The 25,369-nt window shown below is 44.5% G+C and carries 21 protein-coding genes and 1 other annotated feature; of the genes, 18 read left to right on the top strand and 3 right to left on the bottom strand.

Features of this window, described 5'->3' with window-relative positions:
- Nucleotide 1 precedes the first annotated feature (1 nt).
- The 7 genes from LRL21_RS18430 to asd all read left to right on the top strand — a co-directional run bounded on the left by LRL21_RS18430 (nucleotide 2) and on the right by asd (nucleotide 9,182).
- Nucleotides 2–952 carry an ABC transporter permease gene (locus LRL21_RS18430; protein ID WP_240417262.1) on the top strand — a complete coding sequence of 317 codons (951 nt, stop codon included), beginning with the start codon at nucleotides 2–4 and terminating at the stop codon, nucleotides 950–952.
- A 20-nt stretch (nucleotides 953–972) separates the two neighbouring features.
- Nucleotides 973–1,902 carry an oligopeptide ABC transporter permease gene (gene opp4C / locus LRL21_RS18425; protein WP_240417261.1) on the top strand — a complete coding sequence of 310 codons (930 nt, stop codon included), beginning with the start codon at nucleotides 973–975 and terminating at the stop codon, nucleotides 1,900–1,902.
- 49 nt (nucleotides 1,903–1,951) lie between these two features.
- Nucleotides 1,952–3,523 (top strand): phosphoenolpyruvate carboxykinase (ATP), encoded by a 1,572-nt coding sequence (pckA, locus tag LRL21_RS18420; RefSeq protein WP_240417260.1) that lies wholly within the window; start codon nucleotides 1,952–1,954, stop codon nucleotides 3,521–3,523.
- 54 nt (nucleotides 3,524–3,577) lie between these two features.
- Nucleotides 3,578–5,662: a methyl-accepting chemotaxis protein gene (locus tag LRL21_RS18415; protein WP_240417259.1), complete on the top strand. Its 2,085-nt coding sequence runs from the start codon at nucleotides 3,578–3,580 to the stop codon at nucleotides 5,660–5,662.
- 81 nt (nucleotides 5,663–5,743) lie between these two features.
- On the top strand, nucleotides 5,744–6,838 hold the full coding sequence (locus LRL21_RS18410) for a Gfo/Idh/MocA family protein (RefSeq protein WP_240417258.1): 1,095 nt from the start codon (nucleotides 5,744–5,746) through the stop codon (nucleotides 6,836–6,838).
- A gap of 124 nt (nucleotides 6,839–6,962) precedes the next feature.
- Nucleotides 6,963–7,673 carry a hypothetical protein gene (locus tag LRL21_RS18405; protein WP_240417257.1) on the top strand — a complete coding sequence of 237 codons (711 nt, stop codon included), beginning with the start codon at nucleotides 6,963–6,965 and terminating at the stop codon, nucleotides 7,671–7,673.
- An 82-nt stretch (nucleotides 7,674–7,755) separates the two neighbouring features.
- Nucleotides 7,756–8,023, top strand: a binding site (T-box leader).
- 91 nt (nucleotides 8,024–8,114) lie between these two features.
- The gene (gene asd / locus LRL21_RS18400; protein WP_240417256.1) at nucleotides 8,115–9,182 is read left to right on the top strand and encodes an aspartate-semialdehyde dehydrogenase; all 1,068 of its coding nucleotides are present in this window, start codon (nucleotides 8,115–8,117) and stop codon (nucleotides 9,180–9,182) included.
- A gap of 81 nt (nucleotides 9,183–9,263) precedes the next feature.
- Here the strand turns inward: asd and LRL21_RS18395 are convergent, their stop codons facing one another.
- The 3 genes from LRL21_RS18395 to LRL21_RS18385 all read right to left on the bottom strand — a co-directional run bounded on the left by LRL21_RS18395 (nucleotide 9,264) and on the right by LRL21_RS18385 (nucleotide 11,586).
- Nucleotides 9,264–10,343 (bottom strand): LLM class flavin-dependent oxidoreductase, encoded by a 1,080-nt coding sequence (locus LRL21_RS18395; protein ID WP_240417255.1) that lies wholly within the window; start codon nucleotides 10,341–10,343, stop codon nucleotides 9,264–9,266.
- A gap of 94 nt (nucleotides 10,344–10,437) precedes the next feature.
- On the bottom strand, nucleotides 10,438–10,791 hold the full coding sequence (locus LRL21_RS18390) for a hypothetical protein (protein WP_240417356.1): 354 nt from the start codon (nucleotides 10,789–10,791) through the stop codon (nucleotides 10,438–10,440).
- Nucleotides 10,792–10,839: 48 nt separating this feature from the next.
- Nucleotides 10,840–11,586, bottom strand: a complete 747-nt coding sequence (locus LRL21_RS18385; RefSeq protein WP_240417254.1) for an SDR family NAD(P)-dependent oxidoreductase — start codon at nucleotides 11,584–11,586, stop codon at nucleotides 10,840–10,842.
- A gap of 321 nt (nucleotides 11,587–11,907) precedes the next feature.
- Between LRL21_RS18385 and LRL21_RS18380 the strand changes: the two genes are divergently transcribed.
- The 11 genes from LRL21_RS18380 to LRL21_RS18330 all read left to right on the top strand — a co-directional run bounded on the left by LRL21_RS18380 (nucleotide 11,908) and on the right by LRL21_RS18330 (nucleotide 25,364).
- On the top strand, nucleotides 11,908–13,083 hold the full coding sequence (locus tag LRL21_RS18380) for a Gfo/Idh/MocA family protein (RefSeq protein ID WP_240417253.1): 1,176 nt from the start codon (nucleotides 11,908–11,910) through the stop codon (nucleotides 13,081–13,083).
- 153 nt (nucleotides 13,084–13,236) lie between these two features.
- Entirely contained in the window at nucleotides 13,237–14,574 is a 1,338-nt protein-coding gene (locus LRL21_RS18375) for an ABC transporter substrate-binding protein (protein ID WP_240417252.1), read from the top strand.
- A gap of 24 nt (nucleotides 14,575–14,598) precedes the next feature.
- Entirely contained in the window at nucleotides 14,599–16,410 is a 1,812-nt protein-coding gene (locus tag LRL21_RS18370; protein ID WP_240417251.1) for a cache domain-containing sensor histidine kinase, read from the top strand.
- Complete coding sequence (locus tag LRL21_RS18365; protein WP_240417250.1) at nucleotides 16,403–18,016, top strand: helix-turn-helix domain-containing protein; 1,614 nt, start codon at nucleotides 16,403–16,405, stop codon at nucleotides 18,014–18,016. Before LRL21_RS18370 ends, LRL21_RS18365 begins: the two co-directional genes overlap by 8 nt.
- A 35-nt stretch (nucleotides 18,017–18,051) precedes the next feature.
- Nucleotides 18,052–18,195, top strand: a complete 144-nt coding sequence (locus LRL21_RS18360; protein ID WP_240417249.1) for a hypothetical protein — start codon at nucleotides 18,052–18,054, stop codon at nucleotides 18,193–18,195.
- A 272-nt stretch (nucleotides 18,196–18,467) separates the two neighbouring features.
- Nucleotides 18,468–19,325, top strand: coding sequence for a sugar phosphate isomerase/epimerase family protein (locus LRL21_RS18355; protein ID WP_240417248.1), 858 nt, complete (start codon nucleotides 18,468–18,470; stop codon nucleotides 19,323–19,325).
- A 21-nt stretch (nucleotides 19,326–19,346) separates the two neighbouring features.
- Nucleotides 19,347–20,981, top strand: coding sequence for an extracellular solute-binding protein (locus LRL21_RS18350; RefSeq protein WP_240417247.1), 1,635 nt, complete (start codon nucleotides 19,347–19,349; stop codon nucleotides 20,979–20,981).
- Between the two features lie 106 nt (nucleotides 20,982–21,087).
- Nucleotides 21,088–22,023 carry an ABC transporter permease gene (locus LRL21_RS18345; protein ID WP_420832463.1) on the top strand — a complete coding sequence of 312 codons (936 nt, stop codon included), beginning with the start codon at nucleotides 21,088–21,090 and terminating at the stop codon, nucleotides 22,021–22,023.
- Between the two features lie 13 nt (nucleotides 22,024–22,036).
- Nucleotides 22,037–22,918: a carbohydrate ABC transporter permease gene (locus tag LRL21_RS18340; protein ID WP_240417246.1), complete on the top strand. Its 882-nt coding sequence runs from the start codon at nucleotides 22,037–22,039 to the stop codon at nucleotides 22,916–22,918.
- A gap of 152 nt (nucleotides 22,919–23,070) precedes the next feature.
- Nucleotides 23,071–23,370 carry a hypothetical protein gene (locus LRL21_RS18335; RefSeq protein WP_240417245.1) on the top strand — a complete coding sequence of 100 codons (300 nt, stop codon included), beginning with the start codon at nucleotides 23,071–23,073 and terminating at the stop codon, nucleotides 23,368–23,370.
- A gap of 65 nt (nucleotides 23,371–23,435) precedes the next feature.
- On the top strand, nucleotides 23,436–25,364 hold the full coding sequence (locus LRL21_RS18330; protein ID WP_240417244.1) for a XylR N-terminal domain-containing protein: 1,929 nt from the start codon (nucleotides 23,436–23,438) through the stop codon (nucleotides 25,362–25,364).
- Nucleotides 25,365–25,369 lie beyond the last annotated feature (5 nt).

Genomic DNA, 25,369 nt, shown 5'->3' with positions numbered 1-25,369 from the left:
TATGTTTTCCTATATTATTCGCCGGCTGCTCATCGCCTTACCTGTATTGTTTGGCGTGACGATTGTAAATTTCCTTATTATCAACATGGCACCGGGCAGTCCGGTGGACCTGATGATAGACCCAAGCATTTCGGCAGCGGATATATTGGCGAAGAAAGAAGCGCTTGGACTCAATGATCCACTGTATATACAATATTATCGATGGATGGTTAACCTGCTGCAAGGCAATCTTGGCTACTCGTTCAGCTCGTACCAGCCGGTTGCACAACTGATCAGCGAGCGGATAGGACCAACGGCGCTACTAATGGGGCTTTCTATTGTTGTTGGGCTATTGATAGCTTTGCCCTTGGGGATTTTGAGTGCAATCAAGCAGCATTCAAAACTGGATTATATGGCGACAGGCGCCTCATTTATCGGGATTTCGGTACCCAACTTTTTTATGGCTTTAGGGCTGATCTATGTATTTTCGCTGCAGTTGAAAATATTACCCTCCGGGGGCATGGTCACGCTGGGCGTAACTGGCGGGATTGGAGATCGACTGCTTCATCTCGTGTTACCCGTGATGGTACTCGGGATCACATTTGCCGGGAAAAAGATGCGCTATGTCCGTTCTAGTGTACTGGAGATTCTTGGACAAGATTATTTGCGGACGGCCAGGGCGAAGGGTCTGCATGAATTTATGGTCATTAATAAGCATGCACTTCGAAATGCATTGATTCCGATCATTACAGTTGTCGGCCTGGAGATTCCGCTGCTTTTTGGAGGAGCGGTTATTACAGAGCAAATCTTCTCATGGCCGGGTATCGGCCAATTAACGATGACATCCATCATGTCCCGTGATTATCCAACACTGATGGGGCTTAATCTAATGGCTGCTATCATGGTGCTGGTCGCTAATTTGGCAACTGATATCGTGTATTCTGTCGTCGATCCGCGGATTAAATATAAATAACCTTTAAAGGAGGGACTTGCATGTCAGCGGCACCAATGAAAGTCGAGAGCGGTCCCGGGATAGGGACTGCGCTGCAAGAGGCTGCGCAGCAGAAGATAGAAGTTGAAGAGACCTATTTCTGGATGGTCGTTCGCAAATTTAAAATGCATAAGCTGGCTGTCGCTGGGTTGTTCGTCATGGTGGTGCTTACCCTGGTTGCGGTTTTTGCACCTTGGATCGCGCCTTATGATCCGTACAAGCTGACTGGAACCTTCGAAGGGGCGCCGTCATCCAAGTACTGGCTGGGTACAGACCAGACCGGTCGGGACATGCTCAGCCGTTTGATTTATGCTGCACGGGTTTCTCTAGCGGTAGGTATTGGATCTGTAGTGATCAGCGTGACCATTGGGACTTTATTAGGCTTGGTATCGGGATTCTTTGGCGGTTGGATCGATATGGTCATCATGCGCATTACTGATATTTTTATGTCGTTCCCACAGCTAATGCTTATTTTAGTGGTCGTTAGTATGGTTGGTCCGAGTTTGTGGAATGTCATCTTCATTCTGGGTCTGCTTGGTTGGACGACGGTGGCTCGGCTCGTTCGGGGCAGTGTGCTGTCATTAAAGCAAATGGATTATATTAAGGCGGGCGTTGCTCTTGGATTGGGGACACCCCGAATCTTGTTTAATCATATTTTGCCGAATGTTATGGGACCTATTCTTGTTAATGCAACTTTCGGAGTCGCCGGAGCGATTCTGCTGGAAGCGTCCTTAAGCTTTCTGGGACTGGGCGTTCAACCGCCCACAGCAAGCTGGGGCAATATGCTGACAGATGCTCAATCACTTACTGTTTTGACTTCCCAACAGTGGCTATGGGTTCCTCCCGGGATGATGATCATCATTTCTGTGTTGTCAGTCAATTTTATTGGCGATGGATTACGCGATGCACTTGACCCTAAAAGCTTCAAATAATTGTTACGGTGGTGATGAGGATATGATCGAATGAAGGGATGTAGAAGCGATGAAAGCCAAGGTTAAGGAGTCGAAAGAGAGGACTCTGCATTATAATCTGCCCGTGACTCAGTTGAAAAAGATGGCAATAGAACGGAAGGAAGGAGTTATTGCATCCTCAGGGGCACTTCAGGTATTCACAGGCACATATACCGGCCGTTCCCCTAAAGATAAGTTCATTGTCCAGGAGCCAACTGTTATGGATCATATTCACTGGGGGGCCGTCAACCAACCGATTAGTCCAGATCAATTTGAGCACCTTTATAAAAAAGCGAAGGACTATATGATGGGAAAGGAACTATTCGTATTTGACGGGTTCGCCGGAGCGGATTCAGATTACAGATTGCCTATCCGGATTGTGAACGAGTATGCATGGCACAATTTATTTGTCCACCAGCTATTTATCCGTCCGACCAAGGAAGAGCTGTTGACACATAAGGCGGAATTTACGGTGATCACACTTCCAGGCTTAAAGGCGAATCCGACTGTGGATGGAACCTTATCGGAAACGTTCATCTGCATTTCCTTCGAAAAGAAGCTGGTATTAATTGGCGGTACAGAGTACGCGGGAGAGATGAAAAAATCGATTTTTAGCGTATTAAATTATCAATTGCCTTTAAAGGATGTTGTCCCTATGCATTGCTCGGCTAATGTGGGTGAAAAAGATGATGTGGCTTTATTCTTCGGGTTATCCGGTACAGGAAAAACGACGCTTTCCGCCGATCCGAACCGCCGATTGATCGGGGATGATGAGCATGGGTGGTCGGATCGAGGCGTATTTAATTTTGAAGGCGGTTGCTATGCTAAATGTGCCAACCTTTCCGAGGAGAAGGAGCCGCAAATATGGCGTGCTATTTGTGACGGTTCGGTCTTGGAAAATGTGATATTGGACCCCGAAACAGGCGTAGCGGATTATAATGACAATCGGATTACAGAGAATACACGAGCAGCGTATCCGATTGAATTCATCCCGAATGCACTAATCCCTGGAACAGCCGGACATCCTGGCGTAATTATTTTCTTAACGGCGGATGCCTTCGGTGTATTGCCTCCCATTTCAAAACTGACAAAGGACCAGGCGATGTATCATTTTTTGTCAGGATATACTTCAAAGCTGGCAGGTACTGAGCGAGGTGTTACGGAACCGGAGGCGACGTTCTCAGCTTGCTTCGGTGCACCGTTTCTTCCGCTTCATCCAACTGTTTATGCTAAAATGCTTGGAGAAAAAATAGATGAGCATCAGGTTAAAGTATATTTGGTAAATACAGGCTGGACCGGAGGTTCGTATGGGATGGGGAAGAGGATTGACTTATCTTACACCCGGGCTATGGTTAATGCGATTCTGGACGGGACTATAGAGGAAGCGACTTTCACGGTCGATCCCATATTTAATCTTGGGTGCCCTGATTTCATAAACGGTGTTCCGAGTGAAGTTCTGCAGCCAAGAAATACATGGCATGACAAAGAGGCGTATGAAGCCGCTTCTAGAGAACTCACGGACCGTTTTATCCGTAATTTCAAGAAGTTTGCTGAAGTAGGAAACTCTCTTGAAATGGCAGGACCACAAACGAGAATAAAATAGCTGGATGGAGTACAAGGGTAGTTTCGAGGTGAAGCAAATGAGGAGGATTCTATTTTGAAATGGAGAGTTACTACTCATGAATATGTAAACAAATACAAAGGTTTTCGCTTCGATAGCTTGTGGCGTTCGGTTGGCATAAAGCTGTTTTTGTTAATCTTTTGCTGTATTCTCGGGCTTGTCGTTGCTCTCGGCTATTTTTCTTATCAAAAATCCAAGAGCATCATAGAAAGCAAAATGTCGGGTTTAACGGCGCAAACCATCGAACAGGCTGCGGATAAAGTTGATTTGCTTATGCAAAACTTCGACTATACGATTGGGCAACTGGTGAATGACATCTCCTTTATGAGAATGGCAAAGGAATACGTTAAATTGCCTGATCTTACGCCCGATAAAATTCCACTCTCCCTGAATATTGGAGAACGCCTTAACCTCATGACTGACATTAATTTGGGAATTGTTGGCGCATTTCTACTTCCTGTTGACGGTTTGAAGCCGATCTCCAATTCTTCAGATGCTATACAACCGTACCATCAGGAAGGTTGGTTCAAGCAAGTGGTGGAGGCTGATGGGTCGCTAGTTTGGGTAGAGCCGAATAAAACCAGGCTGAATGCCGCCGAGAAGGATTCTACGATCTCGGTTGGTCGTGTAATAAGGGGGGAGGCCGGAAAGGATTTTGTGCTTTTGCTAGAGATCAAACTATCGGTGATTGAGGCATCCCTCAGCCGGATCAAGCCAGGGGATACAGGGCGTATCCTCATAATTACGAAGAATAACCGCCTTGTCCTCTCTCCAGATTATAGGAAAATAGGCCAAGTGTTCGATATTTCGCTGGAGCCGGAGCTGCTGGGTGAAGCAGTTGTACAAGGGAAAACGAAAATTGTACAAGCCCAGGGCGGAGATCAATTGATTGCGCTCAAGCGTATGGAAGCTTCGGGATGGTTTTTGACTGCGGTTGCCCCGGTTTCGGAATTGGTTAAAGAAAGCAAGGCTATCCTCCAGATGACGTTGCTGGTGACACTACTATCCGCAATAGCTGCCGGTTTGCTGGGTATGTGGATATTCAGGATGGTTGGCAAACCGCTCACTGCGCTTCGAACCATGATGCATGAAGGAGAAAAAGGAAATTTCACTGAACGGGCCTATTTTCCTGGAAAGGATGAGATCGGACAGCTCGGTGTCAGCTTTAACGGTATGATGGATCAAATTACTGCTCTTGTAAGGCAAACCAACGGTTCGGCCGGAGAGGTGTTCGACATATCGGATCAGCTGCTGACCGTCTCCAAGGATACTGCTACTGCTGCAAGGGAGATTGCTAGCTCGACGGAGGAGATCGCCACTGGAGCCTCCATGCTGGCCGTTCAAGCAGAACAGGGCAGTGAACTTACCCAAAGGATTGCCGATAAGGTGGAATTAGTTGTTGAAGTAAGCGGAGAAATGGAGAGGGTTATCTCTGTTATCCGGGAAGAGAGCGGGAAAGGGACTGGCAACATGGAGGATTTGAAACTTCAGACGAACCGGATCGAACAGATGATAGACGGAACGATGAAAAAAGCGGATCGTTTGAAGGCAAGCACTGTGTCCATCACCCAAATTATTGAAATACTTAATCGCCTTATGCAGCAGACCAACATATTATCCTTGAATGCAACTATTGAAGCGGCTCGTGCAGGCGAAGCGGGTAAGGGTTTTATGGTTGTAGCTGGAGAAATTCGAAAACTGGCTGAGCAATCGAAGCTTTCCATTCAAGATGTCGACCATTTTACCCAAGCAATTCAACTGGAAGTTGATGAAACGGTAACCTCCTTGGCTGAGGTATATCCGGTATTTCGCGAACAAACAATATCAGTGAACGAAACCGATCTTATTTTCAGACAAGTCCAACTTCAAATGGATCAATTTGTGAACAACCTTGCAGGGGTGAATACTTCGATGCGGGAACTGAGGGAGATGCAGCAGATCCTAATCGACACTATAGGAAATGTCAGTGCAGTGTCAGAGGAATCCTCCGCAATCTCAGAGCAGGTCGCTTCGCTAAGTCATGAACAACTGCAGGTCAGCGAAGGTCTGTTGAAGTTAGCGCAAAATTTGAATAAGATGTCCGTTATGCTCAAGAAAGCACTGGACCATTTTCATGTCTAATAAAAGACTTTATTGCTGTGGCGCAGGACTTCAGGTTGAAGTAAAATCTCAAAAGATAAATGGAAAGAAGAGTGACTTTAGATGAAGGATATATTAAATATAGGAATTATCGGTTGTGGAGCCATTGCGAATCAAAAGCATATGCCATCGCTCTCGAAGCTGGCCCATCTGGGGAAAATGGTCGCTTTTTGTGATATTGAGGTCGAAAGAGCGAGCCAAGCGGCAGCTGAATTTGGCGATGCCGATGCTAAAGTATACAGCGACTACAAGGAGCTGTTAAAGGACGGTTCCATAGATGTGGTGCATGTTCTAACGCCCAATCTGTATCATGCTCCCATTACCGTAGACGCTTTGAATGCTGGTAAGCATGTTATGTGTGAAAAACCGATGGCCATTAACGCTGCTGAAGCCAAACAGATGCTGGAGGCGGCGCAAAGAAACGGTAAAAAACTGACTGTAGGCTACCAAAATCGCTTCAATGAAGAATCAAATGTGCTGTATAAAGCCTGCTCTACTGGAGACTTAGGCGAAATCTATATGGCCAAAGCCCATGCCGTTCGTAGGAAAGGGGTTCCCACCTGGGGTGTTTTTACGAATAAAGAGCTGCAGGGCGGTGGAGCATTAATCGATATTGGGACGCATGCCCTGGATTTAACTCTGTGGTGCATGGACAATTATAAGCCCAAATCTGTCACCGGCTCTGTCTATTATAAGATGAAAGATAATATGGAAGGCAATGTATTCGGTCCATGGGATCCGAAAACGTTCGATGTTGAAGATTCGGCGTTCGCTTTTATTACAATGGAGGATGGCGCCACGATATTCCTGGAATGCTCCTGGGCTCTGAATACAACGGAAGCGAAAGAAGCCAAGACATCGTTATTTGGCGTAGAGGGCGGAGCGGAAATGAAAGTGGGGCCGGACAGGAAAACGGAGCTTGTGTTCAACACTGCCAAGTACGGCAAGCTGGTGGAGATTAAGCCGAATACACGTTCCAATATAGCCTATTTTAGCGGATCAGATGATAATCCGGGCGTGCTGGAGGCCAAGCAATGGCTGGAATGCATCCTTAATGATACGGAGCCCTTGGTCAAAGCGGAACAAGCTTATGTAGTAACCCGAATTTTAGAAGCGATATACCTGTCAGCCCAAACCGGAAAAACCATTGAGCTATAAATTAATTTTTAATAATACTAATAAATTTCCGAAAACTGTAGTGATCGAAGCATCTTTTTTAATTTATACGTGTTAGTTTGAAAGTGTGGATGACTTGCAATATTCAGGATAAGGAGAGGAATATATGTACTTTTCTTATTTCGTAACATTTCAGATGGAGGCTGATCTGGCAGCTTGCATCAGTGAAAAGGATCTGAAAGGCATTTCTGACATCGTCGCAGCAACACCCGGATTAAAGCAGGCAAGGCTGTACACACCGGAGTCCGCATCCGATTATTATACCGATGACGGTCCTTCGCCGCAGTTCGCCATGCAGCTTTATTTTGAAGACCTCACGATGCTTGAAGCAGCAATCGGCAAAGAGGGCCATTTGCAGGCGCTCGCCAGAACAGGCGTATGGCCAAGCCTTACAGGAGCAAACGTAACTCATCAAGTGATGTTGACGCGTTCTTATCCAGTGCTGGACAGGACATTCAATGTTCCTGCAGGCGGCTTGCCTTGCAGCTTCTTGGTACATTACCCGGGTTATGCAAGCGATCTGAACTCTTGGCTTACCTATTATCTTAACCATCATCCGAAAATTATGAAATTTTTCCCCGATATTCGGGAAATCGAAATTTTCACGCGGGTTGACTGGATCGATGCGATGCCATGGCAGCGTGTGAATTATATGCAGCGCAATAAAGTGGTCTTTGACAGCCCCTTGGCGCTGACCGAAGCGCTCCATTCATCGGTCAGACACGAAATGCGCGCCGATTTAGAGAAATTTCCTGCTTTTGAGGGCGGCAACGTCCATTATCCAATGGCAACCCTGTCGATCATGAGGGAGGAATGAAAGGCGAATGGGTTTCTGATTCAATACTTGGATACTTTTTGATTTACAATTCGGTCAGTATTTGCTATCATAAGCCTAATATTCAAATGCGATGAAGAGAAAAGTAAATAAATTGATTTTTTCACAGAGAGCTCCGGTAGCTGAAAGGGAGTAAAAAATGATTTATTGAAGAAAGCCTCTGAGCTGCACATCGGAACCGGACAAAAGGGATGGTGTGACAGGAGCTCCTGTTATAGAGCTAGAGTATAAGCATTATTCTATGTAATGCCGTACTTGAAGAGGCTGCTATGGCGACGTATCAGCAAATCTGGGGTGGTACCACGACGAATTTAACAAATCTCGTCCCCAAGACTATAAGTCTTGGGGGTGGGATTTTTTTGTTTGCACGTAACGTTCTGTAATTGAATTGTATGTACTATCCAATCAGAAGGGATGCTGGTTATGAGTCGATTAAAAGCCGCAATCGTAGGAGCAACAGGAATGGCAGGGCAGCAATTTGTTCTGGCGCTTACAGAACATCCGAATTTTGAGGTCGTCCAGATGGTTACCTCGCGCAATGCAGACAATTATGAAAAAGCACTGATTGAAGCCAATGGCAGTTCAAGGTGGACACAGAGCTTACCCATACCTGAAGATATGAAAGGTATTCCTGTCGTTTCTTCAAAAGACTTTTCACCTGAAAAGCTGGATGTGATCTTTACAGCTGTAGAGTCAGATTTGGCCAAAGAGCTTGAACCGTGGTTTGCCCAAACCACCCCTACATTTTCAACAGCTTCTGCATTTCGTTATTATGAAGATACACCGCTTTTGATCACAGGAGTTAATGATGATCACGCACAATTAGTTCAGACACAACGCATGCAGCGGGGGTGGAAAGGTTTTGTACTCCCTGTGCCTAATTGTACGGTTACAGGACTTGCCATAACGCTTAAACCTTTACAGCAGCATTTTGGCATTAATAATGTGCTAATGGTTTCGATGCAGGCGGTGAGTGGAGCGGGAAGAAGTCCCGGAGTAAGGACGCTGGATATTTTGGATAATATTATTCCTTATATTCCGAATGAAGAAGGAAAAGTAAGATTGGAATTATTGAAAATATTGGGTAATTTCAATGAAAATTCCATAAAACAGGCGAAAATAAATGTTAACTGCTTGTGTACAAGGGTAAATGTGCTTGATGGGCATACGGAAGCCGTTTTTGTAGGATTGGACAAGAAAGCGGATATCGCTGAAGTCAGGGCAGCGATCCAAGGCTACAATCCATATAAAAACAAAAAATTGCATTCGGCTCCGAACAATATGATTCATGTGTATGAGGACCCTTACAGGCCGCAGCCAAGGCTGGACAGGGAAATCGGGGATGGCATGACTACGAGCCTGGGACGACTGGAGGAAGATCCTGTATTGGGCGGGGTTAAATACGTACTCGTTTCACATAACACCAAGATGGGTGCGGGCAAAGGCGCCGTACTGCTTGCAGAATCGATGCTTGAGCAAGGTATCTTGTAGTAGGAAAACGTTAAAACCCGCCGGAATGATATTTTGGCGGGTTTTGAATAACATTGCTATTGAGTATTAATCCTTACTTGATTAGATCGTGGATACAGTTGTATTATCATAAATAAACGGCATGATTCGTTCACTGAACAATTGCTGCGTCCGAATCGTACGCCAGTGTTCCATACCGGCATAGGTACAGAGCAGGCTAATTTCCGTTAAGCCTGGACATTCATCCACAATGGCTTGAACCTTGGCTTTGATAGTTTCCGGTGTGCCAACCCAAACGTAATCTTCATCGATCAGTGTATCATATGGAATATCGACTAATGCTTCGAGATGTCCTGAAGCGTAGAAGGCGAAGTCCTTGGCAAGCATTTCATCGCGGGAAGGCATGTCCTTTGCTGGAGAAGCATTTCCTGCCATAAACTGATGGATAAACGGCTTCGCTTCATCATACGCGCGCTGCTCGTCCTCGTCCAAATAGATCGCTTGAACATAAACAATATCCGGTTTATTGCCGTAATTAGCACATGCTTCGCGATAAATATCCAATTGATGACTTACTTTGCTAAGAGGAAGCATCGGTGTTATCAACACACCCCAGCCTTCTTTACCGGCAAGCTCGTAATTATGGTTGCTTGCACCTCCGGTATAAATTTTCGGATGCGGCAGCTGCTGCGGTTTCGGAACGATGGAAACGTTCTTCACTTTATAATATTGTCCGTCGTAGGAGAAGGAGTCCTGTGACCAGGCCAGCTTCAGAATTTCAAGGGATTCCATAAATCTTCCACGGCTTTCCTCCAGCGGAATCGAGGCTTTGGGGAATACCCAGGAGTGGCCGCGACCAAAGGCGACTTCAATTCGACCCTCTGTTAAAATATCCGCCACAGCCAGCTGACCGGCAAATACCATCGGATTGTGAATCGGCAGTACGTGGGAACAAGTACGGAAACGAATCGAATCTGTACGCTGCGCTGCTGCGGAATAGAGTGCGAGTGGATTAGCCGATATGGAGAACTCTTCGAACCAATGGTGCTCAAGTGTTGAAAATGTGCTGAAGCCTCGTTTGTCAGCATGCTCAATCTGTTCCAAAACCTCGCGATATACCTGTGCATGGGGCTTCCAATTCGACTTAGGATTTTGCATTTCTACATAGATACCAAATTTCATGTTTGTTACCTCCTATGAGTTTTCGCAGAAAACTTACTACGTAAGCATCCGCTGAGTTTTCGCAGAAAACTTACTACGTAAGCATCTGCTGAGTTTAAGCTTCCAATAAGAAAAAGGGGCGTCCAATAATAGCCTCAAGTCTAAAATAACGATCGATTCCTGCCGCACGAAACGCATGAGTCATATTCGTTATCGTTTGCAGGTCGGGAATATCGTACAGAAATACCGCGTGAAATCCTTGTTCACCAGCATGACCGGCAGTGAGAATATCACGGTCGAGCGTTCCGAGAAGTGTTACATCATACTGCTTCCAGCCAGCAATCACCTCGTTTAATGCAGGTAGAATATGCTCTTTCTTGTCTTCGGGCGTCGTATCGAACCAGCCTGTTGATTCAAATTTGATCATGACTCTAAGCTTTGCAGGAATTTGTGGTGCACCATGTTCCATTGCCACGCTTATCACCTCTTTAATTGTTAGTGGACCTGCTGAGTTACATTACCGCATGAGTCTTCCGCCATTGATGTCCAAGGTGGCTCCTGTAACGAAGCCGGTTGAATCGGCTGCTAAATACATCACCATGGCAGCGACTTCCTCTGCCTCGCCGACACGCCCAAGAGGAATTGTGGCGACCATCTTTTCCATATCGGCTGGAGCGATTGTGTCCATCTCAGGTGTACGAACAGATGCCGGAGAAATTGCATTAACCGTGATTCCGTAAGGGGCCAGCTCCCGGGCAAACACTTTGGTTAAGGCCAACTGCCCTGCTTTGGATGCGGCATAGGCTGCACTGGAGTTCACAGGTCCGAATTGGCCTGCGAAGGAGGACATATTGATAATGCGTCCCCAGCCCCTCTTCTTCATGATCGGTGCAACGGCCTGGGAGAAGAAAAACGTACTTCCCAAATTTACGGACAGGACCCTATTCCATTCCTCGATCTTCATGTCCGAGTTTGAGGTTACAGTACGTATACCGGCGTTGTTCACCAATACATCGACTTGTCCCCATTGTCCGATAATATCGTCCAGACAAGGCCCGATCTTATCGGTTTCGGTCACATCCATCTCGTATAACAAAACCTGATGAAGCTCTACTTCTGTTAGAAAACTGGAGCGAATTTGCTCAAGACCCAGGCTGACAAACGCTACACGCCATCCGTTGTTCACGAAAGACTGGGCAATAGCCAATCCGATTCCTTGAGAAGAACCGGTGACGACAGCTACCCGCTGCGCTGAACCAAGCATACACAAGCCTTCTTTCTCTGTATTTTTGATACGATTGTTAATGGCCTTTCAACTAAAACGATAGCTTAATTTATAAATAATAAATACACTCGAACCTTGCTGTAATTTATTTCACCTCTGCATGAATCGTTTAGGCTGACACGGCTTGTCATGTGAGGATTCCGACTTCATAAAAGGAAGTGCAAATTTTTTTGGAAACAGAAAATATTGTTTCATGTAACTTTTGATAGAATACCTTATCATAATGACTAAGCTGCCAATGATTGAAGGGCAGGATGATTGGAGTTCATAAAACATTTACCAGGGGATGAGATCGGAGCTATGCAGAAGATCAGAATAGGTGTTATTGGAATGGGAAATATGGGAACTTATCATATTCAATATTTGCATAACGGTGAGATAGAAGGCGCCATGCTGGCGGCAGTAAGTGACCCCAACGAGGCGAGACTTCGATGGAGTAAAGAGCATTTGGGTGAGCAAGTTCATACCTTTGATAATGCGGAAGCTATGATGGCCTCTGGAAGTGTGGATGCCGTGCTTATTGCAGTCCCTCATTTGGAGCATGCTAACCTGGCTATTAAAGCCTTCTCCTATGGACTTCATGTGCTATGTGAAAAGCCTGCTGGGGTATATACCAAAAATGTGCGTCAAATGAATGAAGCGGCCGCTGCTTCGGGGAAAGTGTTCAGTATGATGTTCAACGAGCGTACCAATCCTTTATATCAGAAGTTAAAAGAGCTTATCGGCTCTGGTGAATTAGGCGAGCTTAAGCGCAGTATCTGGATTGTTACCAATTGGTATCGATCGCAAAGCTATTATAATTCAGGGAGCTGGAGAGCGACCTGGGCTGGTGAAGGCGGTGGGGTGTTGATCAACCAAGCGACTCATCAGCTTGATCTGTGGCAGTGGATAATGGGAATGATGCCAACGCGAATGAGAGCCTTTTGCTCATTTGGGAAATATAGGAATATTGAGGTGGAAGATGATGTAACGGCCTATCTGGAATTTGACAATGGCGCGACAGGACTATTCGTTACGACGATCGGGGAGGCACCGGGTACAAATCGGTTGGAAGTAAGCGGAGACAGAGGGAAAATCGTTATCGAGGATGGCAAGCTTACATTTTGGAGACTGACTGTTTCGGAAGCCCAATTCAATCAGGAATACAAGGGAGGCTTCGGGTCACCTGAATGCCGGAAATACGAGATTCCCATAAAGGCTGACGGCAACGAATTTGGCGGCCATCATGCCATCGTACAAAACTTTGCCGATGCAGTATTGAAAGGAACACCTTTAATTGTTCCTGGAGAAGAAGGAATTAATGGTCTCATCTTGTCTAATGCCATGTTGTTATCAACGTGGACGGATAATTGGGTACATCTCCCGATTGATGAAGACCTGTATCTGGACAAGCTGCAGGAACGAATTCAACAGTCTACTTTCATTAAGCCAGCGAAGACAGCTGTGACTGTAGATATGAGTAGTTCAAAATCATAGCTCGTATATTAGATCATTTACGCTACGAATCGGCTCTATAAATTTGTGGATAAATCAGTTATGCTATCGGTATAGAACTACCCATGTGCTCAAATCAACCCGAGGTTTGAGCTTCTTTGCTATCAAGGACCTGGATAGGAGGTGCTGTATCCGATGTCAAAAGGAATACGAGCTGCAGGGGCCGTTCTTATAACAGGCATAATGCTGTTAAACGGATGTAATCAGCAAACAGATGTTATTGTTCAACAGTCAGGTGACAAGGAGCCCGTAACCATCAAATTTCATTCCTATTACAACAAGACGACGGATTATTGGGAGCCTGTACTCGCCGCTTTTGAAAAGAAGTATCCCAACATCCATGTCGAGTTTATTTCCAGTGATTCGAACAGTTCCGCGGATTATATGAAAAAACTTGATTTGGCTGCTGCTTCAGGGGAGGATCTTGACGTTATTTTGTTTGGCTCCCAGAATAGGTATACGGTTAGGGCGGCACAAGGAATGTTTGAGCCATTAAACGCTTATATGGATAAGGATGGGGTGGATTTCAGCAGCGAGTATACGATTGATACATTGCTAGGTGACAAGTACTATGGCCTTCCTGGTAAAAAATTCATTGCCATGGTCATGCTGAATAGTGAGCATCTCAAGGAATCGGGACTACCCATCCCGGAAGACTGGACATGGGATGACTTTCTAAGGTATGCCCAGGTGTTAACAAGGAAAAACAGCGTACCTGCAAGATACGGTACTTTTTTTCTTCCGAATTCCTTTTCCGATTATTTAAAGCTTGCTTTGATCAATCAGCCTTACAATAATAATCTAATCAGGGATGACGGCAAGACTTTAAATATAGATAACCCGCTGCTTCGTAAATCTTTGGAAATCCGTCTTCAAGCGGAAAGGGAGCATTCAGCAACACCGTATGCAGAAGTACTGAATCAAAAACTGAACTACAGGCAGCAATATTTCAATCAAAAAGTCAGCATGCTCGCAAGCTACACTTACATGGTACCTGAAGTCGGAGGAACGGAGACCATGCCTGCTAAATTCAAAACGGTCTTTGCTCCATACCCGAAAGCAAGCCGTGATGATCCCATCATGTCTTCAGTTACCGCGGATATATTATCAGTAAATGCGAAGTCCAAGCATAAAGCGGAGGCCTATCGGTTTATTCGATGGTATACGACAGAGGGGATTATCGTGCAAGGAAGATTAATGCCTTCCTGGAAAAAGATTGATGTCCAGAACAGGGTGGATTCGATGATCAAGAGCTCCCATAATCCTGAGATGATAGACAAGCCTTCCTTGTTGAAGGTACTCAATACAACGGCTACTCACAACCCGCCCAAGACTGTCCCGTATCAGGATGAGGTGGATAATATTTTTGCTGGAGAAGTAGAGGAAATGATGATAGGGGATCAGGAGATCGATGTAACCTTAGAGCATGCCAGGGAAAAAATAAAAAAACTGATTGATGCCAATACGAAGTGAATGCTGTTCGATGGGGAGGACTCTATGAAAGCGTATCGATTGAACCGGATTGTTCAAAAAATAAGCTTGAGACAAAAGCTCATATTGACTTCCTTGGTATGTCTGGTTGTGCCCGCATGTATAATGCTATACCTGACAAGCTATTCTTCCAAAAACATCATTAAAGAACAAACCTATACCAACTCGCTGGAATCTCTCAAAATTATACAAAATAATATGAATAACCTGATGACTACGATGATCACCGTCTCTAATTCGATTCAATTCGATTCGGATATCAAAACCACTCTGATGACCACAACCAAAGATAATATGTCAGTGAAGATGGGGCGGATGATCAGCGGGAAACTAGAGCAGCTTACAGCTGATAAATCGGGCATGTATATCACGCTTGCAGTACCGGATGGCCGGTTTTTCACAAACTACTCCTTTGATGACTTTACTCCCTCTCTATTCCTGGAACAACCGTGGTTCAAGCAGTTATATTCACTTTCAGCATTTGAGACTAAATTTATCGGCTTGCAGCCCAATTATTTGAAAAGCAGAGATGGAAGCGGAAAGTATGTGATAACGATTGCACGGACACTGCTGAACGCTGCTGCTGAACCATATGCGATTCTCATCGTAAGCTATAATGAGTCCAATTTTAATTCCTTATTTGGAGGCGTTATCAACACACAAAGCCTTTATCTGCTGGATGATAATAAGACGATTATTTCACAAATCAACCCGGCCTTGCTCGGCAAAAATTTCAACTTGGTCACAGGCATTAGTAATAGAACATCGTCTGATACGATTCGCATCCATGATCAGGAGCAGCTATTCGTGACGATTCCGCTGCGTTATTCTGACTGGGAAATAGCAAGTATTATTCCCTATAAGCAAGCTACGGACAAGCTTAATGCGATTTACCAATCCAATCTTTGGCTGCAAATTGTGTTCTTTGTGTTTTTCGTTATGATTCTTCTTGTATTCATTCGCCAATTTACTGAGCCTATTGTCAAGCTGGGGCGTATTGCTGGCAAGGTTGAAATTGGTATTATGGATGTCCGCTCTGGAATTACCGGCTATGACGAAGTTGGCCGTCTCGGTCGTTCATTTGATCATATGCTGGATCGAATTAAGGAAATGATCCGACAGATTCAAGTTGAACAGGAGCTGAAGCGGCAAACCGAATTTGAACTGCTGAAAGCGCAAATTAATCCTCATTTTCTCTTTAACATTCTGAATTCGATTCGTATGCATCTGATCGTGAAGAAGGATGAGGAGAGCGCTGGGATTGTTGGTTCTTTAACGCTGTTGCTTAGAGCGACAATATCCAATAACGGCGAAATGGTGCCGCTTCATTCCGAAATTGCCATGGTCAGGCAGTATATGGATCTCATGAATTTCACGATACGAGTGCCTGCCGAAGCGGTGTTTGATATGGAGGATTCGGAAGTTCTTCTGGAGTTGGTTCCGAGGTTTATCCTGCAGCCGTTAATTGAAAATGCTTATAAGCATGGGCTTCCTCAGGTTGGGGGACGAATTAGCGTTTTTGCAGAGAAAATGAATCGTATGCTTTTGATTTCAATACGTGATAATGGAAGCGGAATGAGCGCCGAGGTGCTTGCCGGATTGCAAGAGAGATTTATGCTTGGCAAAATGCAATTGGTCGATGGACCCAAGAAGGCGAGCACGAAAGGCTTGACGGGGGTAGGGCTTTCAAATGTATATGATCGACTCAAGATGATATACGGTGATCCATTTAAAATGCAAATTTTAAGTAAGCCAGGTCAAGGGACTACGGTTTCCTTATACATTCCGATTTCATTGGAGGACCCCAACTATGCATAAAGTCCTTGTGGCGGATGATCATGTGCAGGTGCTTGATTTTTTATCCCAAATGATTCCTTGGGGTGATTTGCAGCTCGAGTTGATGGCCGTATGCGCGGACGGGTGCGAAGCCCTTGAGAAAAGCCAGGAGCAGCTTCCTGATATTTTGATCACGGACATCGGTATGCCCAATATGAATGGGCTTGATCTAATCGAGGAGCTCCGTGCCAGGAAGCCTGGAATCAAGACGGTCATTTTGTCCTGTCATGAAGATTTCCCATATGCGCAGCGTGCCGTTAAGCTTCGTGTTAATGAATATGTGCTTAAAGAGAGTCTTAGGCCAGAGCAGCTTATTCTCATCTTACGACAGCTTGTTGAGCTGCTAACGCAAGAGGAAATCGTTCAACAAAGTCAAAGCAAGCTTCAAATTGATATGGAACGAAGCTTCTCAACGATGAAATCCAATTTTATAGTCAGTTTGATTGAACAGCCTGTTATGGATGAAGCTGATTGGTTGGATAAAGCCACGGTCTTTGGCATACATTTGGACAAAGGTACGGCCTATATGCCTGTCATCTGTGCTATTGATCGGTATATGCTTTTGGAAACGACAAGGTTTCGCAGCGGCCATACCCTTAGTAATGTGTTGGATAATGCCTTGAACGAGCTGCTGGAGTCAACAGGTACTCTATTTTTTCAGATCGATCCAAAGCAATTTCTATTGCTGTTTCCGTTTCCGTCAACGATTAAAGTGAATGGATTTGAAGAGATGAGAATCCAGCTCCATCATATTCAGACGTCACTGATGAGATTTTTGAAAATAAGCAGCTCGTTCTTTTTTGAAAAACCATGTACAACGATAGTGGAATTAAAAAAGCAAATCCAAATGCTCTTGAATATGAAAGATCTTCGATTTTATACAGAAGAAGGCACTATATCCAAGGTCCACACGTTTTCAACTTCCAGTCAAGATTTGTTTGCGCATTACTCGGAGGCACTGCATGATTTTCGCCATGTCATTATGCTTGAAGACGAGTTGAAGGCGGAGTCTGTAAGAAAGAAGTGGGTTGCCTACATACGAAGCTCTATGTATCCGGCCGATGCCGTCAGGAGCTGGTTTTTAAAAATTATTATGGATCTGGAGCTTAAATTTACCGTTATGCACAATTTCGTGACCAACTATAACACAGAGGCGTTGTATGCTTCATTGTATGAATTGGACACGTTGTCTCACTTGGACGATTGGTTCCAACAATTCCTAATCAATAAAATGTTATTTTTTCGCAAAATTCGCGGTGCGACCGTCATTAATCGAAGAGAAATTGCCGAAGCTCAGCGATATGTAAAAACCCATCTCAGTGAGAAAATAAGTATGGAGGAGATGGCGGCCCGACTGCAGATGAATTCAACACATTTTAGCCGAATCTTCAAAAAAGAAACCGGAGAAACCTTCATTGAGTTTGTTAACAAACAAAAGCTGGAGCATGCTGTCGAGCTGCTTGAAAATTCTAATTTATGTGTGGAACAAATAGCGGGAATGCTGGGGTATGAGCATACCAGCTATTTCATTAAATTGTTTCGGGCTTTTAGCGGCATGTCACCGCTTGAGTTCCGTAAACAATTATAGGACGAACTACAATCCAACAGATCGGTGGGATAGGCATGGGAAATTTAATGGGTTGGTGTGCGGAGATTGAGGATGCTGAAACGGTCCATCAGGCAGGCTATGCTTTTATTGAATGCTCGGTATTGGCTGATTTCTATCATATGGATGAAGAGAAAGAACCGCTGGATACACGGGTATGATCTCTGCGGAATGTAAGGTAGCTCATTTAGAGCAGGAGCTGCGTGCAAGTTTATCATATTTAAAAGGAAAATGGGAGCAATCCCGTCAACATTAGGATGAAGCGATCTACTTGAACAGCCACCGCTGCTTACACAGGCATGCGGCACGGCTGTTTTTTTATGAAATGAGGAGAAAAGAATGTTTCGATTTTGTTAAATTTGTTCGATGTGCGGCTCCATGCGTCTATGTAATAGTAATAAGGTAATCAAAAACTATGTAGGAGGCTTTCCAAATGAGTCTACAGTTTGGTTTGATGCTATTTTCTGTAAGAAATGCACTGGAGAAGGACAACGTAGGAACCTTTGAAAAAATCGCTGAAATCGGGTATAAGCATCTTCAGCTTACACGCGTTACAGCCACAAAGGATGGCCTTACGCATGTTGCCGGTACTTTGAGCGCTGACGAAATCAATAAGCTGGTCCAACGCTTAGGCATGAAGCTTGTGAACATTCATGCAAGACTTGACGCTCATACGGATTGGGATCGCTTGATTGCTTTTAGCCAGGAATTGGGCAGCACAGGAATTCTCTTGCCTATGGGATATTTTACAGATAAGCAAAGTACGCTCGATTTTGCCAAAACACTTAATGGATACGGTGAAATTTGTAGGAAGCATGGCATCGATTTTTATTATCACAACCATTTTCAGGAGTTCAAAGTCATTGATGAGCAGAATAAAACGATAATGGATGTATTGCTGGAAAACACGGATAAAGAACTGGTCAAATTTGAGCTTGATACGTATTGGGCACTGCGAGGCGGCGTTGATCCGGTTGAATGGTTATTCAAGCTTGGCGATCGCTGCGACATGACTCACCAAAAGGATTTGCCCGCTGCTGCCCACCCTGTCAACTGGTACGATTATTTTGGTAAGGAAGCCAATATTACACTTCATGAAATGCTTCAAACCCAAAAAAGCGATCAGTTTACGGAGACAGGCGAAGGAATCATGGATATCAGGTCTTTGTTCGCTGCCATGCGGCAAACCGGGGTCAAGTATGTTTTTGTAGAACAGGATATGACGGACAAGGAAGAAATCGAAAGCATACAGGTTAGCTACAACAACATGGTTCGTTTGTTGAATACGTAAATATTAAAGGGGGTCATGTAAATGAAAAACAGGATGAAAATCACGGCTGCACTCATGGTGACAACCATGATGGGAACATTGGTAATGGCTTGCTCGAATTCAACACCACAAACATCATCGGATATGAAATCCAATACCGATAATGTGCCCAAAGGCGTGACCACCTACCCGATCCAAACAGATAAAACGCTCACCTACTGGGGCGAGCTTATCAGTACCTTGGTTGGCGTCAAACCGACTCATGCCGATGTACCATTTTACCAGGAATGGCAAAAAAGAACCGGTGTTTCATTAAAATTCATAGAACCACCCACCAATCAGGCAAAAGAGGCGCTTAACGTAATACTGGCTTCCGGCGATTTACCGGATATGATGGAATACGACTTCTTTAGCTTTCCGGGAGGACCGGAAAAAGCGATCAAGGATGGTTACATTTTAAGATTAAATGATGCCATCGACAAATATGCGCCTAATTTCAAGAAATTTTTAAAAGAAAACCCGGAAATTGATAAGATGGTGAAAACGGATAGCGGCAGCTATTACAGCTTTCCTTTTATTAGAGCCGATCCTCTGCAAACTGTTTACCAAGGACCGGTCGTTCGTAAGGATTGGCTGGATGAGCTTGGTTTACCGGTTCCTACTACGATTAGTGAGTGGACAACTGTACTTAGAGCTTTTAAAGAAAAGAAAGGAGCGGCGGCTCCGTTATCTCTGTACAGCAAGCCGAGGGTTTTCAATGATCTTAACAATGGAGGTTTTGTAGGGGCATTCGGCGTCACCCGAAATTTCTTTGTAGAGGATGGCCAAGTGAAATTTGGCCCCGCTGAAAAAGGGTACAAGGACTTCCTTGCCTTATTTCATGATTGGTACGCAGAGGGCCTGTTGGATAAGAACATAGCAACCGTCGATGCCAAAATCCTGGATGCGAACATTGCCAATAATGCGACTGGCGCCTCTGTTGCAATTGCCGGAAGAGACATGGGCAGATGGCTGCCGATGCTGGAGGCGAAGGACGCCAAGGCCAGTCTGGTTCCAACCCCGTATCCGGTTTTGAATAAAGGTGACCGACCTAAATTTGGGCAAAAGGATCTCCCTTTTTATTATCAGGGTGGTATGGTAGTCATTTCAGCGACAACAAAAAATGTTGAATTGGCTGTCAAGCTTCTCGACTACGGTTATGGCGAGGAAGGGAAAATGTTCCACAATTTCGGCACGGAGGGCGTCAGCTACAAGATGGAGAACGGTTATCCGAAATACACCGATCTGGTTATGAAAAATCCGGATAAATTATCTCCGGCACAAGCTTTATCCTTATATATGAGATCTCCTTCCAGCGGCCCATTTATTCAGGACAGACGTTACACCGAACAATACCTGTCCTATCCAAGCCAGCAGGAGGCCTTGAAAATATGGCGGGAAACGGATATGGACAAGTACCGGTTCCCTCCTGCTACAGCGACACCTGAAGAAAGCACAGAAATGGCCAAAATCATGACGGATATGAATACACTAGTTGATGAAATGACCTTGAAATTCATCCTTGGTAACGAGCCGGTCAGTAATTTCGATAAATATGTGGAAAAAATGAAATCCATTCGGTTGGATCGCGCTATTGAAATTCAAAAGAACGCCTTGGATCGATATAATAAACGCTAAATTAAGCATATCGGGGGATTCGTCGCGGTTCTCCCGATATGTTCAGCTTACGAATAGCTTGGGAATGAGGGGTATGAGAATGGCCAAGACACTTACGCATAAGCCGATGACATCATCTGCTGAGCCAAAGACAACGTTCATTCGAAGATTCAGTAAGGATTTTCGTTTGAACAAATATTTATATGTAATGATGATTCCGGTTCTCGTCTATTATATTATATTTCATTATGCTCCGATGTATGGGGCGATCATTGCATTTAAAGAATACAGTCCGATGAAAGGGATTATCGGCAGCGAATGGGTGGGCCTTGCCAATTTTAAATCCTTTTTCAATAGCTATTACTTTTGGCGTATTTTGAAAAACACGATTGTTATCAGCTTGTACACCTTATTGTTTGAGTTTCCGACACCGATTATTTTGGCGCTGCTCATTAATGAGGTAAGGAATCAAATATTTAAACGTACAGTTCAAACCATTACGTACATGCCTTATTTCATATCGCTTGTTGTCATCTGCGGGATGATCACGGACTTTACGAACAGCGGAGGTATCGTCAACAGCCTCCTCATGTATCTGGGGTATGATGGAATGGCCTTGCTGCAGAAGCCGGATATGTTCCGTTCCATCTATGTTCTATCGGAAATTTGGCAAAAAATGGGCTGGGAATCCATTATTTATATAGCGGCGCTTATGGGGATCGATCAAGAACAATATGAAGCAGCCCGTATGGACGGGGCCAATCGTTGGAAACAGATGATGCATATTACATTGCCCGGCATCATGCCCACCGTTGCGATTATGTTTATTCTTCGGATTGGCAATTTATTGAACGTAGGGTTTGAGAAGATTATATTGCTGTATACCCCTGTGACCTATGAAACAGCAGACGTCATCTCCTCCTTCGTATACAGAAAAGGATTGCTGGAGTTTGGATGGAGCTACAGTGCAGCGGTCGGGATCTTTAATTCCTTAATCAATTTGATCTTATTGATCACAGCCAATTATCTCAGCAGAAGAATAAGCCAAAACAGCTTATGGTAAAGGGGCGCCATCAATGGACACGAATCAAGGTTGGGTAGACAAGCTATTTTACTGGACGATACACATCGTTCTCATATTGCTCGTCATCGTTACGTTATATCCGCTGCTATACGTGTTATTTGCTTCTCTGAGCGACGGAGGCCGGCTGGTACAGCACACAGGCATTCTATGGAAGCCATTAGGCTTTAGCTTGGAAGCCTATAAAAGTGTAATCAGCAATACGAGCATTTTAACTGGGTACCGAAATACGATCATTCTCGTATTTGCGGGTGTTCTCATCAATCTGGCGATAACGTCACTTGGTGCTTATGTGCTTTCAAGAAAAAACGTTATGTGGAACAAGTTGTTTGTTATGATCATTATATTTACGATGTTTTTCCATGGCGGTTTAATTCCACTCTACCTGACCGTTAAAAATATTGGCCTGCTTAATTCATTATGGGCGGTTATTATTCCTTTTGCGATTAATACGTTTAATTTAATTATTATGAGGACTGCGTTTATGAGTGTGCCCGAAAGCCTGGAGGAGTCGGCCAAAATAGATGGAGCTAATCATTTTGTTATCTTAGCTAAAATTATTATCCCACTCTCTATGCCGGTTATTGCGGTTATGATTTTGTATTACGCTGTAGAAAAATGGAACGGGTGGTTTTTTGCATCAATCTTCTTAAAAGACCGCGAGTTATTTCCTCTTCAACTTATATTGCGGGAGATTCTAATTGCCAACTCAACAGATAATATGTCGCAAGGTGTGGACACGTCGAATCGATACCAGGTAGGAGAAACAATCAAATACGCGACAATTATGGTCGCCAGTGTACCGATCCTGTGTTTGTATCCGTTAGTACAAAAATATTTTGTTAAAGGTGTCATGATCGGCGCACTAAAGGGATAAGCAGGAAATCGCTGAGCACAGATAACGGATGTCGGGTTACTGGCATCCGTTTATTGTGATGCAGTCGTAAAAACGGCAAAATGTGTCGGATTAAGAGTAGGTAAGCCAAGCTATTTTAATTATGATGGTTAGTAAAGAAGGAGGATCCGATTATGAATTCCGGAACGGCTACGAAAAAAACAGCAAGTAAGCATTGCGATTTGCCTAATCTGTTATTTCAACAGCACTGCCTGGAGCATTATGGAATTAATCGGGGTGTATTCAATACGATTGAACTATATATGTTCAATCAGGGAAAAGTGGATATTGTACAAAGGAGAGAGACTATGCTGGACTTTTTCCAATTTTCGCTTAACAAGGCGGGAATACGTACAGGAATCTCTACATTGAAGTTTGGCCATGGCGGGCTTGTCGACGCTCTCAACAGCTATTTCCAAACAAATCAGATCTAACCAACACTCAATAGCTGCTTCACGAAATGAATTTTGCTATGCAAATTTCTAAGGAGGTAATCACCGTGAAAGCAAAGGATTTAACGCTCCTTGATTTAATCACTCTACCTGAAAAAGATGGCGGCGGTTTCTTGAATGAGCATCGGATGATTATTTCCAGCGCCGTAGCTTGGGGATTATTGGGCAGGGATTTGATTGTTGCACTGGGTATTGAAAGAGCCAAACGGTTTTTGATGCGATATGGGTGGAATTGCGGGCTGCATGAGGCTGAGGTTTTTAAAGATTTGTTTCCGTGGGAGAACGAATTGGATTGGATTTTTGCCGGTCAACAAATGCATAGCTTGTCTGGACGGGTGCGCTCCGTGCTGGAAAGCTCAACGATCGATAAGCCTGCAGGCATTTTTAATGTTGAAGGGTACTGGTACGACTCTTATGAAGGCAAGCAGTATCTGAATAATTTTCCTGTCCACCATGAGTCGGTCTGTTTCTTCCTCGCAGGTTATGCCAGCGGCTACTGCAGTGCCATTATGGGGAAAAAAGTTATGTTTAAGGAAGTTGAGTGCATCGGCAAAGGTGATCTACACTGCAAATACGTCGGTAAAACCGTGGAAGAATGGGAGCAGCAGCATCATGATCATAACGATCCTATGATGAATTACGAGCAGGCCGATCTGGCTAATGAGCTGGATCGTGCGTACAAACGGATCGAAGCGCAAAGAGAGGTTGAAAAACGTGTCTCGGCCATTAGCCAAAACTTAACGAAAATCATTTTACAAGGCAAGGGTTTTGAGGCTCTGGTCACAACCTTGGGAAAAAGCCTTGCCTGTGGGGTTATCATCGAAAATCAGCACTTCAACAGGATGGCCGCCTACGGGGAGACGCCAACCGTTTCATTAAAAACACTATTGGCCCACGATAAAAAGCGGGATCACGTGAATCAACATGCGAAACCAACCAAGCTGCTGAAAGAGCTGAACACCGCACAATTCCAGGTTCGTGACGCAGAGAGCTCAGTTCAATATCGCCTGGTTACGCCTATCATGCTGCGGCGCCAGTTGTTTGGCTATATTTCATTGATTAACAATAGAGAGCCCTTTGGAGATCTTGAACAGGTTTTGCTCGAACAAGCGTCGAATGCCTGTGCTATTCAAGTGCTGAATGAGCAGACGGCATTAGAAACTGAGCAGCGACTAATAGGGCAATTGCTGGATGAGCTGCTGACCAAGCCCTTTCAAGAGTCGATGGATCTTACACGATACGCATACCTGGGGTATGATATCAACCAGCCTCACTATGTGATGGTCGTTAAATTAAAAAGCAAGCAGGCAAGCTCGGTCGATCACGAGGTATTAAGCGATGGGACCCATAAAATAATACAGTTTTTGACCACTCAGCTGAAGCAGCATGGATTGACAGTGCTGCTTTCCACGAAGCTTGATCAGGTTGCTGTTCTTATCCCGGACGCCTATTTGGGCATAAACCAAATGAAAATCAAGGCTTACGGGAAGCAGCTCGTTACTCAATTAAAGCATGTAACCGATAATTTGCATATTACTTTGGGTATAAGCAGCTTGTGTGAGGACGTGGAAAAGATTCATTATGGCTACAAGGAAGCCAATAAGTCGTTGGAAATCGCAGCTTTGAAAAAAGAACAATCGTCCGTCGTCTTTGCTTCTGAGCTTGGTTTCCTGTCGATTATGCTGGATGCACGTAAACCGGAGGAGCTAGAGAAGTTCGCCAATCATGTGCTCGGTCCTATTAAACAATATGATCTCAAGCATTCAACCGAGCTTTTAAAAACAATTTACTACTATTTGGAAAATGAATGCAACCTCTATCGAACGTCGCGAGCACTTCATATTTCCATAAGCGGTATGCGTTATCGGCTGCATCGAATGAAAGAAGTGTTTAATATCGAATTTGGCGAATCATCCGCTCGATTTCATCTTCAAATGGCTTTGGAAATAGATTCGGTACTGGAAAAATGGAGTTAATAATC

This window comes from Paenibacillus periandrae (genome assembly GCF_022458865.1).
Lineage (GTDB): Bacteria > Bacillota > Bacilli > Paenibacillales > NBRC-103111 > Paenibacillus_S > Paenibacillus_S periandrae.
This window is presented reverse-complemented; position numbering and strand designations above follow the sequence as displayed.

Excerpts from the sequence above, each read along its gene's own strand:
- LRL21_RS18390 (WP_240417356.1), bottom strand. The coding sequence starts at position 10,791 with ATGGAACATGGTGCACCACAAATTCCTGCAAAGCTTAGAGTCATGATC.
- LRL21_RS18430 (WP_240417262.1), top strand. The coding sequence starts at position 2 with ATGTTTTCCTATATTATTCGCCGGCTGCTCATCGCCTTACCTGTATTG.
- LRL21_RS18405 (WP_240417257.1), top strand. The coding sequence starts at position 6,963 with ATGTACTTTTCTTATTTCGTAACATTTCAGATGGAGGCTGATCTGGCA.
- pckA (WP_240417260.1), top strand. The coding sequence starts at position 1,952 with ATGAAAGCCAAGGTTAAGGAGTCGAAAGAGAGGACTCTGCATTATAAT.
- LRL21_RS18410 (WP_240417258.1), top strand. The coding sequence starts at position 5,744 with ATGAAGGATATATTAAATATAGGAATTATCGGTTGTGGAGCCATTGCG.
- LRL21_RS18335 (WP_240417245.1), top strand. The coding sequence starts at position 23,071 with ATGAATTCCGGAACGGCTACGAAAAAAACAGCAAGTAAGCATTGCGAT.
- opp4C (WP_240417261.1), top strand. The coding sequence starts at position 973 with ATGTCAGCGGCACCAATGAAAGTCGAGAGCGGTCCCGGGATAGGGACT.
- LRL21_RS18395 (WP_240417255.1), bottom strand. The coding sequence starts at position 10,343 with ATGAAATTTGGTATCTATGTAGAAATGCAAAATCCTAAGTCGAATTGG.
- LRL21_RS18345 (WP_420832463.1), top strand. The coding sequence starts at position 21,088 with ATGACATCATCTGCTGAGCCAAAGACAACGTTCATTCGAAGATTCAGT.
- LRL21_RS18340 (WP_240417246.1), top strand. The coding sequence starts at position 22,037 with ATGGACACGAATCAAGGTTGGGTAGACAAGCTATTTTACTGGACGATA.
- LRL21_RS18380 (WP_240417253.1), top strand. The coding sequence starts at position 11,908 with ATGCAGAAGATCAGAATAGGTGTTATTGGAATGGGAAATATGGGAACT.
- LRL21_RS18350 (WP_240417247.1), top strand. The coding sequence starts at position 19,347 with ATGAAAAACAGGATGAAAATCACGGCTGCACTCATGGTGACAACCATG.
- LRL21_RS18375 (WP_240417252.1), top strand. The coding sequence starts at position 13,237 with ATGTCAAAAGGAATACGAGCTGCAGGGGCCGTTCTTATAACAGGCATA.
- LRL21_RS18370 (WP_240417251.1), top strand. The coding sequence starts at position 14,599 with ATGAAAGCGTATCGATTGAACCGGATTGTTCAAAAAATAAGCTTGAGA.
- LRL21_RS18385 (WP_240417254.1), bottom strand. The coding sequence starts at position 11,586 with ATGCTTGGTTCAGCGCAGCGGGTAGCTGTCGTCACCGGTTCTTCTCAA.
- asd (WP_240417256.1), top strand. The coding sequence starts at position 8,115 with ATGAGTCGATTAAAAGCCGCAATCGTAGGAGCAACAGGAATGGCAGGG.
- LRL21_RS18355 (WP_240417248.1), top strand. The coding sequence starts at position 18,468 with ATGAGTCTACAGTTTGGTTTGATGCTATTTTCTGTAAGAAATGCACTG.
- LRL21_RS18365 (WP_240417250.1), top strand. The coding sequence starts at position 16,403 with ATGCATAAAGTCCTTGTGGCGGATGATCATGTGCAGGTGCTTGATTTT.
- LRL21_RS18360 (WP_240417249.1), top strand. The coding sequence starts at position 18,052 with ATGGGAAATTTAATGGGTTGGTGTGCGGAGATTGAGGATGCTGAAACG.